The 12917-nt window shown below is 54.1% G+C and carries 10 protein-coding genes and 1 pseudogene; 5 read left to right on the plus strand and 6 right to left on the minus strand.

The annotated features are described in order from the left end of the window. Positions 1–9: 9 nt before the first annotated feature. The gene (locus tag AC2FLJ_RS15095; protein WP_058274894.1) at positions 10–690 is read right to left on the minus strand and encodes a GntR family transcriptional regulator; all 681 of its coding nucleotides are present in this window, start codon (positions 688–690) and stop codon (positions 10–12) included. A 150-nt stretch (positions 691–840) separates the two neighbouring features. On the opposite strand from AC2FLJ_RS15095, the gene AC2FLJ_RS15100 reads away from it, so the two are divergent. Next, positions 841–1860: a GlxA family transcriptional regulator gene (locus tag AC2FLJ_RS15100; RefSeq protein ID WP_058274895.1), complete on the plus strand. Its 1020-nt coding sequence runs from the start codon at positions 841–843 to the stop codon at positions 1858–1860. 186 nt (positions 1861–2046) lie between these two features. Next, positions 2047–3495, plus strand: a complete 1449-nt coding sequence (gene phnY, locus AC2FLJ_RS15105; RefSeq protein ID WP_496706556.1) for a phosphonoacetaldehyde dehydrogenase — start codon at positions 2047–2049, stop codon at positions 3493–3495. A 55-nt stretch (positions 3496–3550) separates the two neighbouring features. Here the strand turns inward: phnY and AC2FLJ_RS15110 are convergent, their stop codons facing one another. Beyond that, entirely contained in the window at positions 3551–4393 is an 843-nt protein-coding gene (locus AC2FLJ_RS15110) for a fumarylacetoacetate hydrolase family protein (protein ID WP_496706558.1), read from the minus strand. A gap of 278 nt (positions 4394–4671) precedes the next feature. On the opposite strand from AC2FLJ_RS15110, the gene AC2FLJ_RS15115 reads away from it, so the two are divergent. Then, positions 4672–5274, plus strand: coding sequence for a GNAT family N-acetyltransferase (locus AC2FLJ_RS15115; RefSeq protein ID WP_496706560.1), 603 nt, complete (start codon positions 4672–4674; stop codon positions 5272–5274). 94 nt (positions 5275–5368) lie between these two features. Next, positions 5369–7138: a tetratricopeptide repeat protein gene (locus AC2FLJ_RS15120; RefSeq protein WP_282119444.1), complete on the plus strand. Its 1770-nt coding sequence runs from the start codon at positions 5369–5371 to the stop codon at positions 7136–7138. Positions 7139–7193: 55 nt separating this feature from the next. Here the strand turns inward: AC2FLJ_RS15120 and AC2FLJ_RS15125 are convergent, their stop codons facing one another. The 4 genes from AC2FLJ_RS15125 to AC2FLJ_RS15140 form a co-directional block, all read right to left on the minus strand. Continuing rightward, a complete protein-coding gene (locus AC2FLJ_RS15125) occupies positions 7194–7754 on the minus strand; it encodes a hypothetical protein (RefSeq protein ID WP_496706562.1) in 561 nt (186 codons plus the stop codon). Positions 7755–7903: 149 nt separating this feature from the next. Next, positions 7904–9199, minus strand: a complete 1296-nt coding sequence (locus AC2FLJ_RS15130) for a gluzincin family metallopeptidase (protein ID WP_496706564.1) — start codon at positions 9197–9199, stop codon at positions 7904–7906. Continuing rightward, positions 9186–10544, minus strand: coding sequence for a TfuA-like protein (locus AC2FLJ_RS15135; protein ID WP_496706565.1), 1359 nt, complete (start codon positions 10542–10544; stop codon positions 9186–9188). Before AC2FLJ_RS15135 ends, AC2FLJ_RS15130 begins: the two co-directional genes overlap by 14 nt. Beyond that, complete coding sequence (locus AC2FLJ_RS15140; protein ID WP_496706566.1) at positions 10541–11746, minus strand: YcaO-like family protein; 1206 nt, start codon at positions 11744–11746, stop codon at positions 10541–10543. The genes AC2FLJ_RS15135 and AC2FLJ_RS15140 overlap by 4 nt, the downstream gene beginning before the upstream one ends. 237 nt (positions 11747–11983) lie before the next feature. Here AC2FLJ_RS15140 and AC2FLJ_RS15145 point away from each other — a divergent pair. Continuing rightward, positions 11984–12817: pseudogene (locus AC2FLJ_RS15145) on the plus strand (transposase); the annotation flags it as partial. Positions 12818–12917 lie beyond the last annotated feature (100 nt).

Consider the following 12917-nt stretch of genomic DNA (forward strand, 5'->3'; position numbering starts at 1 on the left):
TGCGGACGTTCAGCCGGTGTCACCTTTCCGTGTCTTGATAACCATCGCCAACAACTGATCCTTGGTCCGTTGAATATGCTTGGTCAGCAGTTCACCTGCGGCATCAACCTGACGTTTGCGTGCCAGCGACAAAAGCTGTCGGTGATCTTGCTTGGCGGGCTCGCGTTGTTCCATGACGCTTAGATGCATACGGACATAGCGGTCCGATTGCAGATTGACCCGTTGAAGAATCTCATTGGTCAGCCCACGATCAGCAGCCGCATATAGGGCTTTGTGGTATTCATAATTCAGGCTGCCCCACCGCCCGACATTGTAAGCTTCGTAAGACCTTTCCATGTCGTCGAGCAGCTTCTCGCATCTGGCGAAATCAGCTTCCGTCATCTGCGGAATGGCCCGTCTAAACAGGTCAACTTCCAAAAGAACGCGAAGGTCAAAAATCTCGCCAATTTCGGAAAGCGAATGCGAAGTCACCGATGCACCACGGTTGTTTGTCAATTGCACAAGGCCTTCGGCATCCAGCCGTTTTAATGCTTCGCGGATCGGCATGCGCGAAACATCGTAGTCCTCGGCAAGGGCCTCCTGACGGATGGTTTCACCTTCGGCCATCTCTCCGCTTAGTATACGTTCCCGCAGATCATTTGTGATGACTTCTGGAAGACTTTGACGTGCGATCGCGCGGGTTCTGGGCATAAGAGTGGTCTCGGTCGGTGTAAGTTGTATCCAAAATACAAAATGAGCGTTCGATTTCCAAGGGTCTTACATCTATTGATAACTTTAAGTTGCTCGAACGTTCCAACAGGCCAGCAACGTTGCGGTATTCGAACGCGAAGGAGGGGTGTAGTGGACAGCCAACGTTTCCTGCCCAAGGGGGCGATTTCCGTCGACGTTCCCTATGATGGGCCGCCTAAGGCCTTTCATTTCCTGTTGCTGCCTAATACCACAATGTTGGCGTTTAGCGCAGCGATTGAACCCTTGCGTATTTCAAACCAACTGGCCCGAAAGCAATTGTTCGAATGGTACGTCTTGTCTGCAGATGGCGCGCCGGTCACGTGTTCGAACGGAATCTGCATTCAAGCCGACCAACCCATGCATGATCTAGAGCAGGGGGCCTATACCTTCGTGTGTTCCGGCACTGAGCCGATGGCCTCGTTTGACACCCGGATTCTGAATTGGATTCGCCGGCAAAAGGCACATGGATGCGATTTCGGTGGTATCTGCACCGGGGCTTTTGCCTTGGCCAAGGCCGGCTTGATCGGCGACAAGAAGTTCACCGTTCATTGGGAAAACCGCCCCGGGTTTTGCGAGTATTTTCCGACAATGACGCCAACCCAGAGTCTGTACGAGATTGACGGCAAGCTGCGCACTTGCGGGGGAGGGCACGCCAGCACCGATATGATGCTGGAAGTGATCGAGGAATTGTTCGGCAACGCCCTGGCCATCAACGTGTCCGAGATGTGCTTGCACCGACGCGTCGGAGAAAGTGGCAGCAATCAAGTTTCGCCAGTCTCGGCCCTTTTGGGGACGCGCAACGCCAAGCTGGTCGAAGCTGTCCAAATAATGCGGGACAACATTGAATCGCCGCTCAGTCTTGAGGCGGTAGCGGATCAGGCGTCTCTGTCCAGACGCCATATGGAACGGCTGTTCCAGCAGCACACAAAGATGTCGCCCGGCCAGTATTACAACAACCTCAGGCTAGATCGTGCCTTCGCCCTTTTGAATGAAACCGACCTCAGCGTATCCGAGATTGCCTTTGCATCCGGGTTTTCCAGCACGGACAGGCTTTCAGTTCATTTCCGAGGCCGGTACAATGTTTCGCCGCATAACTTCCGCAGATCGTGGTCGCACGAAAGTGGCAACTAAGACCGTTGGTGAGACTTGGATACCGAGGTGCATTCCAGCTCTGGACTGCCACAGTGGATTGACCGAGCGGGGCGTTCCCTTCATCTTCAATTGCGTGATCGACACTTCGCTGCGCCTGCCATTGCGCAATTTTGAAGCACCGCTTTTTGCCAGCATAGCGTTGGCCCCCTTATCATGGACATTATCATGAACACATCCGGTATCCGCAACGAAGGCATGCGTATTGGCGGCGAGATTGTCTTTACCGATGCTAAAATCCCGGTCCACTACCCCTACACGAGTGAGGTTGTCGGTACCGTCCCTGCCGGCACTTCTGAACATGTACGCAAAGCTTTTGAGATCGCCGCAAATTACACGCCCAAATTGACGCGTTACGAACGCAGCGAGATTTTGCGGCGCACCGGCGCGTTGATTGGTGAAAATCGCGAAAACCTCGCAAAATGGCTGACGCTTGAGCTTGGCATCTGCCATCAGCACTCGATCTATGAAACCAGGCGCGCGCAGGACGTTTTTCAGTTCGCTGCCTCCGAGGCCCTGATGGACGATGGTGAGGTTTTCTCGTGCGATCTGACCCACAACGGCAAGGCGCGCAAGATTTTCACCAAACGCGAGCCGGTCAGAACCATCAGCGCAATTACACCGTTCAATCACCCTCTGAACATGGTCAGCCACAAGATTGCACCGTCCATTGCCACCAATAACAGCATGGTCTGCAAACCGACCGAGCTGACCCCACTGACGGCCCTGACGCTGGCGGACATACTGTACGAGGCAGGGCTGCCGCCCGAAATGTTTCAGGTCGTGACTGGCTGGCCAAAAGATATCGGCGATGAGATGATCACCAATGAACACATTGACATAGTCACCTTCACGGGCGGTGTGCCGGTAGGCAAGTTGATCGCGTCCAAGGCGGGTTACAAACGGCAGGCACTGGAGTTGGGCGGCAACGATCCTCTGATCGTGCTGAATGATCTGAATGACGCCGATCTGGACAAGGCGGCCAGTATAGCTGTGGCCGGGGCCACAGGGAATTCGGGGCAACGCTGTACCGCGATCAAACGCATTCTGGTTCAGGAAAGCGTGGCAGATAGATTTGTGCCACTTGTTCTGGAAAAGGCAAAAGCGATCCGGTTTGGTGACCCTCAGGACCCAGAAACGCAATTGGGTTGCGTTATCCACGCACAAGCCGCCGAGTTGTTCGAAAACCGCGTGCTGAAGGCTGCGCAAGAGGGCGCAGAAATCCTCTATCACCCCGGCCGCGACGGTGCACTGTTGCCGCCGATCGTCGTCGACAAGGTGCCCCACGGCAGCGAGTTGGTGATGGAAGAGACATTTGGTCCAATCGTGCCGATCGTTCGTGTTCCAGATGATGATGCGCAAGTCATGCAGATATCAAACGGCACCGCATTTGGTTTGTCGGCGGGTGTCTGTACAAATGATCTGAACCGGGCGATTACCTACATCAACGGTTTGAACGTCGGCACCTGCAACATCTGGGAACAGCCCGGCTACCGGATCGAAATGTCTCCTTTTGGCGGCATCAAGGACAGCGGCAACGGCGTCAAGGAAGGCGTGATCGAGGCGATGAAATTTTTCACCAACGTCAAAACTTATTCACTGCCCTGGCCCGAGTGACTTTTTAGCCCTCTTTCTGTTGCGGGAAATTGTGACAATTGCACAAACAGGGGGCTCAGCCATGCACAACGTTCTGCCGTTGCACACCCAAGCCTTTGATGCCCAACTCCATCCTGTCGCCGGGTTTTAAATAGGTCGGCGGATTTTGGCCCATGCCCACACCCGGAGGGGTGCCTGTCGAAATCACATCTCCCGGCTGTAGCGACATGAACTGCGACAGATGAGAGGTTACTGTCGCCACACTAAAATGCATCGTTCTGGTCAAGCCATCCTGAGTTCGTTGCCCGTTCACCTCAAGATACATCTGCAGGTCCTGCGGATCTGGCACCTCATCCCGTGTCACAAGCCATGGACCTATAGGGCCGAACGTGTCGGCGGATTTGCCTTTGACCCACTGGCCCGAACGGTGCGGTTGGAAATCGCGTTCTGATATGTCGTTGATGACGCAATAACCGGCGACATGGTTGAAGGCTTCGGCTTCCGAGAGGTATTTGGCCTCTTTCCCGATCACCACACCCAGTTCCACCTCCCAATCGGTTTTGACCGAGCCACGAGGGATTTCGACCGTGTCGTTGGGGCCAATAATGGCCGAAGTTGCCTTAAAAAAGATTACCGGTTCCTGCGGCAGCTCCATCCCACTTTCGGCCGCATGATCGGCGTAGTTCAGACCTATGCAGACGAACTTGCCGACCTGACCGACGCAAGCGCCAATCCGCGGTTGACCATCCACTAGAGGCAGGCTTGCGGTATCCAACCTGCGCAATCGGTCCAGGGCTTCATCGCCAAGCAACTCGCCTGTGAGATCATCAATCACACCCGACAAATCACGAATTGCGCCCTTGGCATCCAGAAGACCGGGCTTTTCCGCGCCCTTGGGACCGAACCGCAGTAATTTCATTGATAGTGTTCCCTTTGCTCAGAGCGTCCGCGGCCATCATTAGCCAACAGGGGTGCGGATGGGAAATTCCGTTGTATTTGACCGGACAGCACACTTATCGACCCCCTGCACCAAAAACTCAATTCTTGTGGTGAATTAAACAGAGGACAGAGATACTGTAATCTCATTTCGTAATTTTGAATTTTTTGTGCTAGTGTCCGAGCAGATTTTACTGATTTCTTTCAAAGGTACTATTTATCGTGAGCAACAATTCACAAAACACGTTCAGGTTGCGTCCGATGGAAAGGGCAGATCTGGATTCCGTTCTGAGTTGGTTTCAGGACGTTGAAGACCTTGCGCGTTTCGATCGTACAACGCGCGTGCCCCTCAATACATCGCATGCCGAAGAATTTTGGAGAGATTCATTTACGTCTTCCGATGCCAGCCGCAAATGTTGGTTTATCGTCGAGTCCTCCTCAGGTGAGGCCGTTGGGTTGGCCGGACTCGAGTCTATCTCGAACATCAATCGCGATGCAGTGGTTGCAGTTTTCGTCAACAAGGCAATGCGCAGATCCGGCGTCGGGCTCCGGGCATCTGCTTTGGTGCTGGATCTGGCATTTCGACAGTTGGGGCTGAACCGCATAACGTCTTATTATCGTGAGGACAATCATCACAGCCGTGATCTTGTTGCGAAGATAGGATTCCAGATTGAAGGGACAATGCGTCAAGCGTGGTTCGCTGAAGGTGAGTTTCAAGATATGGTTGTTGTGGGCATTCTGAAATCCGAGTGGATGGTTCGCCGAAACGTTTTGGCACAGGAACTGGATGCGAATACGATCGTGACTTTGGGGCCGAATGATTGCGCCGACTGGTCATGGCCACCTCGGATCGCAGAGGTGTGATCAGTTCCGATCAAAACTGCTTCGGTCGTCAAAAACGTTTTTTGATATATGTTGGTTACGGGTCCGCTACGAATCCGAAAAAAGAGTAACACTTGTGAGTACGACAATTTCTGACATTCCAATTACTCAACGGCTTGGCGCTGTATTGTTCGCTGATGTCGTAGGATACTCCCGGCTCATGAGCGAGAATGAGCTGGATACCTATAATGAATTGAAAGCATTGATTTCTTTGCTTGAGGCATCGTGCGCAAAGTACAACGGCCGAGTGGTTGAGGTACGTGGGGACGGGATTTTGGCCCTGTTCGAAACTGCCACCAGCGCAGTAGAATTCGGGGTCGAATTGCATCAAATCGCAAGCGATCAGAACAAAACCCGCGCGCAGGATCAGCGAATCAAGTTCCGGGCCGGGATTCACCTTGGTGAGATACTGATAGACGAACGTGGCATTCACGGCGACAACGTCAATATCGCGGCCCGGTTGCAAGAGATAGCCGAGCCTGAGCGGGTCTATGTCAGCTCTGCCGTGTATGATCAGGTCTGCAATCGCCTGCGATATGGGTACGAGTTTCTGGGGCCAAAACAGCTCAAGAACATCATGAATCCTGTCTCGACCTACTGCGTCCGCAGCGAAGTGGCCGGCGCAACAATGGCTGGCACGATGCGCCCGGATTTGAAAGGGGACATATTCGAACGGCCGGATACGCCGTCGGTGGCCGTTCTGCCCTTCAGTAGCTCTGGCGGCGATGAGTCCGACAGCTGGATCGCCGAAGGTCTGACGGACGACATCATCATGAATCTGTCCAAGTTCCGGAACCTTTTTATCATTGCCCGAAACTCGTCGTTTTTCTTCAGGACACAATCAATGCCTCCGAAAGAGGCCGCGCAAAAACTGAATGTCCGTTATGTCGCGCGCGGCAGTGTACGTCGCTCAGCCAGTCGGATCAGGATTTCCGCCGAGTTGATTGATGCCAACACCGAGCGCACGATCTGGGGCGAACGGTTCGATCGCAAGATTGACGATATTTTCGACATTCTTGATGAGGTCACGGAATGCATTGTGGCGGCCACTGCGGTGATGATCGAGTCGCATGAAAAACAGCGCATGATTCAGGCGATTCCAAACGATCTTGAGGCCTATGGTTCGGTCCTTCAAGGTCAGCACCACATCTTCAAATATACCCGAAACGACAACCGCAAGGCACAGAATTTCTATCAATCAGCCCTTGAACGGGACGAAGGATATGCCCGTGCTGCAGCAGCGCTGTCGCGAACTCTAAATATCGACTGGCGTTATTCCTGGGCCGAAGAGCCATCACAATCGCTAGAAAAGGCGCTGATGTTGGCGCAGCGCGCGATTGAGCTGGACCCGACCGACGCGCGTGGTTTCGGCGAATTGGGATATGTGCACCTGTACCGCAAAGAGCATGACGCAGCCATCCAATCCTATCAGAGGGCGCTGGCGTTGAACCCAAATGACGCGGATATGCATTCTGACTTTGCCGATGCTCTGGCCCATTCGGGCGATAACGAGACGGCCATAACGCATCTTCAGCAGGCAATGCGCCTAAATCCCTATTTCCCGGATCAATACCTTTGGCATCTGGGCGGCGCGTATTACAATCTCAGACGGTATGAGGACGTCATTGAGACGGTCAACAAGATGAACAACCCGACTGAAGGGCAGCGTATGCTGGCTGCGAGCTATGCGCAGCTTGGTCAAACGGACATGGCCCGTCTGATCCGGGAAAAACATCGCGAGGCGCATCCGAACTTTTCGCTGGCCCGGTGGACAACCGTTCAACCGGATCGGCTAGAGGAAGACACGCAGCACTTTGTGGAAGGTCTGAAAAAGGCCGGGTTCTAAAATGCAAAGGGGCACCGCGTTCCGGTGCCCCTGAGCTTACTTTAAAAAACTGGATTTAGTCGCCGCCGCGTACCTTTGCGCCGCTGACTTTGGCCCCGCTCACCTTCGCGCCACTGACTTTGGCACCGCTGACCTTGGCCCCACTTACTTTCGCGCCGCTGATAGCCGGGCTATCAAAGCCGAAATAGATGTCCAGCAGGACTTGTTCGAACTGGCCGGTCATCACGTCCATACGCATGGTCTGGTCAGATTTGTCGTACCGCCAGACGCGGATGCCATCGGCGACCTGATAGTCGGCCGCTGCGACGCCGCCGATACTCGGGTCTTGCGGCGCTCGGGATGCGTCGTCTGCAGGCTTATCGGGATCAGCGACCAGCTCACCTTTACCATGAACCAGAAAGATCACCGGCTCCGGCATTTCGTAATAAGTGCCCTCAAAGGCAAAGCCATAAATCTTGGCGAACCGAGGACCTTTCTCCCCTTTTTCCACCCCAAATTGATCGTCGAGATGCTTGTTGGCGCCCTTCCCTTTGGACGGAATGCGTTTGTACTCTAAATCTTCGAGCTCACGGCCATATATCAACACTTCTGAAAAACTGAGCAAGGATTCAGGCATATCTCTCTCTCCCAATTATGGGATCGACGAAGCCAGAACCCTCATCTCCCCCTCAAAATAAACTCGAAAAATATTCGAGCAAATGCGTTCCAATAATCTTCTTCCGATTGCATGCCATAAAACCGCTTAAAAATAAAGGATTTTACAAGTTACACTGGCACCTGCGTACGAACCGAGGCCGAGTGGCTGTCTTCCTCGGGGTCGGGAAGACGCGGACCGGCAGATGTCAGACCAATATCACGCATGCGGAAGTTGCCTTCGATGATGTTGCTAAACGCACCGCCAGTGATTTCCTGATCGACCGCCAGCAGGGCCTTTTCAACACCGAAATAGCTGAGCATATCGGCATCCAGCCGCTCCCATGTGTCGGCCAGATAGGTTCCCAAAAAATCGCGCGCTTCAAGCAAAGCGATCCGGAAACCTTCCGGGTTTTCGGCATAACGGGCATCGAACACGTCCTGCATAACCTCGCTGTAATCCGGAGAATCTTCCAGTTGATCGGACAGGTGTTCTTCTTCAGGTGAGATCAGGCCATGCAGCAGCAGGCGTTCGTGATAAATATCTACGAAAATGTCGAACATCGCTCCGGTCAATGGTTCTGACAGATCGTGTTCGCTGGTCCATCCGGCCGCAAACTCTGACATGGATCGTGTGTTGGCGGCAATTCGGATTTGCGCGTTTTCCCCCAGTTCGGCAAACCGGTTCAGACGATTGAATGTGTACAGGTTGCCCCGCGTGTTTTTTAACAGTGCGTCAACAACCGAACCAAAATGCAGCGACGCAAGAAGGGCGACCATATCGGCAGCGGACTCGTGAAATCCATAATATTCGCCTGACGCATCCCCGTCTGACGGCATGCCGATGACGCTATAGATAATGGCATGTCCAATTTCATGGGAGACAACGTCAAAGTTCAGGCTGTATGGGCGGTACTCATCTCCATGTTCGTGTGTGCCGCCCGTTTCCAGAAACCCCCAGCCAATATGTGCGTTGTCCAGACTGGGTAGCAGGGACAGTTCAAGCCGGTCGAAATCGGGCGCGAAATGCCACGGGATTGGTCGATCAAAATAACCTTGCCACACATCCATTGTAAAATGGGCCGACCCGAACAAATGCGCCGCCTCAAAGGAGGGGTCGGATGGGGCAATATGAAAGAAATTCCCAAACTCATCTGGCATCGCGGGCGGCTGAATGTACCCATCCCATGGCGGCAGATACATGCCCGGTCCATTTGGCCCCGGAACGATAGCACCGTAAGGTGTGGTTTTGCCAACAGGATTGACGGTGTACATGCGCGGACCGGACGGCCCCGGCCCGATGCTGCCCTGCGGAGCTGAAATTTCGACAAGCTCCGGTTGCGCGCCCGGTTCCAGAAAAGGTGATTGCGGATACAGCAGGAATCGTGTGCCGGGTTCTTCGTCGCTTACAGTCTCATGTGTGTTCATCAATCGACCCCTCATGCCGGGCGGAAGTCACCTTGTTTTTTGGGACGTCCGCACAGGAACTTCTGTGGCAAAACAAAAACTCTGCTTCGATCAACTCACCAAGTTCTTCGCGCCCGGATAGGCCAAGCGAGGTCGCGTAGCTGTCCAGGTTATCCGGCACGTCCTGGTCAAGGCGCGTTTCAAAATACCACACGACCATACGCAGACGATCTGCGCCCGAGAGGTGCCCATTCACAATCGCAGCTTTTTCCTTGGCGGCCGCCCGTTCCCGTAGATCGGCATACTTTCCGGTTCGTTTCAGTTCAGCCAGCAATGGCGCATCCAACTGGGTCAAACGCGCGGCGACCGTCGCATCGATCCGGGCGGCATCCGCCAGTATGTCCTCGTATTCCACAAGGTTCAGATCATTGGCGGTCAGCCATTCCATCAAATGCGTTTTATGAGATAATCCCGCCTTGGCCCTATGGTCCGTCATCTGCCGGATCAAGGCTTCACGATCAGGTTGCCGATCCTGCTCGGAGGCTTCTTCCTGTGCCATCACGCTCAGAACTGCGCGGTTGCGCAATTCTGCGTAGAGTTCCGAGTCTAACCTCAACTCGTCGATCACCGCGTGGTTCTTTGCTTCGTTGGTGTCGATGCGGTTGCGCAACTGTTTCCACACCAATGTTGGTTCGGTCCGCGTTACGGGACTTGGGGGTAGGGTGCCCTGCGACAGGCAATCCGCCATCAGGGCCAGCATCGCCCGGGCGTCATCTGCTTTGGCATCAATTTGGCCGTCGGGCAGCCAATCCAAAAAGGCCGCTATTCCGGGCAGATCGCTTAACTCTTTGCCGATGTCCTGCCAGATGCGGTGCCTATAGTGTCTGGATTTCGCATGCTCTAGGATAGTGGCGACGCTTTCAGAAGGTAAAATCCCCTGAGCCTTCGCCTGTTTAACTGTGGCTCGGATAGATACCATCGGTGTACTAAGCGGTTGAAAACCCAGCTCTGCCGGACTGTGCAGAACCGCGACTTCATCGTCATCCTGCAAAACGCCGCTAAGGTAGTCCTCAAAGATCCCGCCAACACCGATCATTCCAAAATCGGCAAGTTCCGCTGCACGCAGGGCACCCATGCTGGCGCTGCCAAAGACCGGTATCCCTTGTTCCATCGCCCACAAGATTTCCTTATGCCAGACCGAGGGCACACCTTCGAAGAACCCATCTATGATCCCAACGGCGTGCGGTTGATCCTTGGCTGCGCGATAGACATCACCCTGCTGAACAGGGGGCAGGATCGCAGCATTCAACTGCGCGGTGACTTCGTGTGCTGGCAGGGTAGGGCCCACAAATACGACAACGTTCATGCGGTTTCCTGCCTGATCTGCAGCGCTCTTAGGCCCGGTACGTAATCCGCGTCGTCGTGCGGCGCTTCCAAGCCCGGTATGACCGCCCGAACAACCGAAAGATCATATTCAGGCCGAGACAAGTCCACGATCACCACCTGAGAAACCCCGACGGCCTCTAACCTGATTAACAGCAAAGCCAGGTCATCCTCGAATGTCTTGGTTGAATGCGTCGGGCAGTCCTGAAAATTCTCCGTCGGAGGGGCACGATCGATCAGATCCCGCACATATCTACACCGATTCGTTTGCGCCTGGTCAGTGAATTCTTCCGGATCCAGATCATCGCGCGCGCCCGAGATATAGGTCAGCCGGGTCTGAGCAGCCTCAGTCACCGCGCGCAGCAACGCGATTGCTCGATCCGGATGGCACCCGTCGCCGATGCCAATGTGACCAGGCTGCCCGCCGGCCTCACAGATCACGCAGCGAAAACTGGCAATTCCGATATCCGACGTGGTGTTCCACACCCCGATCTCCAGATTTGCGCCGGTGACTTTTTCAATGGCCGCCTGACACCTTGGGTCGTCGACAGTGCCGAGATCAATACGCACGGTCGTGGTTTGATGAGACCACAGCGTCGTTGCATCCCGCTCAATCAATTCGGAAATCGCATGACAACTCGCTTCGGCGACATTGTTGCCCGAAGCCAAACCATTCGTTGTTCTGGGAAAGGCGCGTTGTCCAGCGAGTGGAGCCGTGGTGTAGTCAGTGTCCACCATCTCAAGCGGAACCCAGCAGGTGTGTTGGCTTTTCAAATCCCAGCCTTCGACCCATAACATGTTGCCGTTGGGATCAAATTGCGCGCCGGTGACCTTAGGCAATCGCTCCACATCCACTACGGTCGCTTCATCAGCCAAATCGGTAAGTCTGGCAAGCCGTTGCGGAAGTTGCACACGTTCGGCATGCCAGGATTCGATCGCCTCCATAACGCCTGAAGCTTGCGCTGCCTGCAACGACAGTCCCTTACCAAGTGACACCGCAACAGATCGGGAATTGGGACGAGCAACCATGACGGTAGGCAAACCAATCCGATCCAGACCGGTCAGATTCGCGATCCGAGTTATACCCATTTCCCGAAGAAATGGTTGCACAATGCTCAGGGTGTGCGCGGGGTCGCGCAGACGATGAGTGTCATGCACGTAGGTCTTTTGTGAACTATCGGTCATTTCATCGACCTTGCCAAAACAAACGTGCAGGTTCGCACAATAAAACAAGCTATACGCAAATAGGATGGTAGATGAATTCGTGTGGGTCAACCATGATGGTTTCTGGCGTCGGTTCTGTAACTAGGAGACAACTCCAAGGAAGATAATTTAACATAAGTTTGATTATGCGATTATATGATGTTGATCCTCCCCCACTAAATTGGTCCGCCCCTATAGTTAGGTACCCGAGGGTCAGATCTGATAGTCAAACGATACAAACCGGAAGTGATTGTCATCAAACTATGGCAGGGTGAGGCGTTTTGCGGCCAAGGGATGCCGCGCGTAGACACCATCCGATAAGTGCTGACTACAAACAGACCTTCTATCGCTGGTGTAAGCAGTATGGCGGTATGGCAACCGACCAACTTAAGGAGCTAAAGCGGCTTCAGCAGGAGAATGATCGGCTGCGTCGTACCGTGTCAGACCTCACGTTGGGCAGGCTGATCCGGTCTGAAGCAGCACAGGGAAACTACTGAGCCTTCACGTCACCGGGATTGCATTGATCACATTCGTAACAAGATGCGAGTGTCCGAGCGGCGGGTCTGCCGTGTTTTGGGTCAACATCGGCCCACGCAGAGACGGTTGCCAGTTGGACGTGCCGGCGAAGACCGGCTGGCTACCTACACGATCAAGCTGATGCGCCATTCTGGTCGATACTGGTAAAGCCATATCGCAGCCCTTCTGAGTGACGCGGGCTAGCAGATCAACGACAAGCGTGCCGAGCGCCTGTGGCAACGTAAGGGCCTCAAAGTACCAATGAGACAAAGATGGGACGTCTCCGGCTGAATCTTCTCAGGACTTTGCTTCGCAATGCCCTACCGCACAGTGGACGGGTCGTGTGTTCGACTCCGACCCGAACATCGTAATCATGTCTGGTCGCATGACTTCGTTCTTCATCGGACCGATGACGGGGAAGCGTTCCTGGCGATACGGAAGCTGAACTCGACAGAAGTCATTGGTGCATTGATGGACCTGTTCATCTTGCGCCACACTCCGGCCTACATCAGGTCGGACAACGGCGCGGAGTTCATCGTTCCGATGGAACCCAAGGCCAATCCTTCACTCACGTTCAAACTGGACCACTCGGGTGGTGCTAATCAGGGCGTCGGCCTGCCAGAAAAGATCAAACATA

This window comes from Ruegeria sp. CDSA034 (genome assembly GCF_059612275.1).